Below are 943 nucleotides of genomic sequence, written 5' to 3'. Positions count from 1 at the left end.
CCCGGGCCCCGGTGTGCGCCGCGTACCGGCCGGCACCGACGTCGTACCCGGCGGCGAGGCGCTCCACCTCGGCGGCGAACCGGGACTTGCCGATACCCGCCTCGGCGGTCATCAGCAGTACCCGTGGGTCGCCCTGGTCGATCACCTCGGCGAGCCGGCCGGCGACCCGACCGATCTCCGTCTCCCGGCCGACGTACGGCGCCTCGTCGCCGAGCCCCGAGCGGGTGCCCGGCGCGTCCAGCAGACCCAACAGCTCGTACGCCTCGACCGGTTCACGCTTGCCCTTGAGCCGCAGTGGGCGCAACGCCCGCCAGGAGGAGACGTGCCTGGTCGCCGCGGCGGTCCGCCCGCCGGCGTAGACGGCTCCGACCGCGGCGGCGTCGGCGAGCCGGGCCGCGGTGTTCACCGTGTCGCCGATGACCGTGTACTCGATGGCGGCCTGGATGCCCGCGATGACGTCGCCGGTGTTCAACCCGACCCGCAGCCCGAGCGGCGCGCCGCCGCCCCGCTCGTCGTCGAGCACCCGGCGGACGGCCCGCTGCATGGACAGGGCGGCCCGCACGGCGCGTTCGGCGTCGTCCTCGTGCGCCACCGGGGCGCCGAAGACCGCCATGATGCCGTCACCGGTCAGCTTGTCGACGTGCCCGCCGAAGGTCTTCACCGCACCGGCGAGGGCGGCGAGCACCCGGTCGGTGACCGCGCCGACGCGTTCCGGGTCGAGGTCCTCCGACCAGGAGGTGAACTCGGAGAGGTCGCCGAAGAGCACGGTGACCACCCGACGCTCGGCCGCCGGCAACGTGGCGGCGGCCGGCAGCGCGGCACCACAGTTGTGGCAGAACCGCGCACCGGGAACGGCAACGGTTCCACACACGGGGCAGGTCACATGTGCTCCAACCCACTGACCCCGGGCGGGGATTCCCCGGTGTCGACGCCCAGATACTCC

At 74.3% G+C, this 943-nt stretch carries 1 protein-coding gene; it reads right to left on the bottom strand.

The genetic code is table 11. The features are described from left to right. A partial coding sequence (locus tag KBX53_RS34275) for an adenylate/guanylate cyclase domain-containing protein (protein ID WP_309140922.1) occupies positions 1–883 on the bottom strand: 883 nt, incomplete at its 3' end. Positions 884–943 lie beyond the last annotated feature (60 nt).

The sequence above is a fragment of the Micromonospora sp. M51 genome (genome assembly GCF_018070305.1).
Taxonomy (GTDB): domain Bacteria; phylum Actinomycetota; class Actinomycetes; order Mycobacteriales; family Micromonosporaceae; genus Micromonospora; species Micromonospora parva.
The sequence above is the reverse complement of the archived record's forward strand: the minus strand, read 5'-3'. Positions and strand labels throughout refer to the sequence as shown.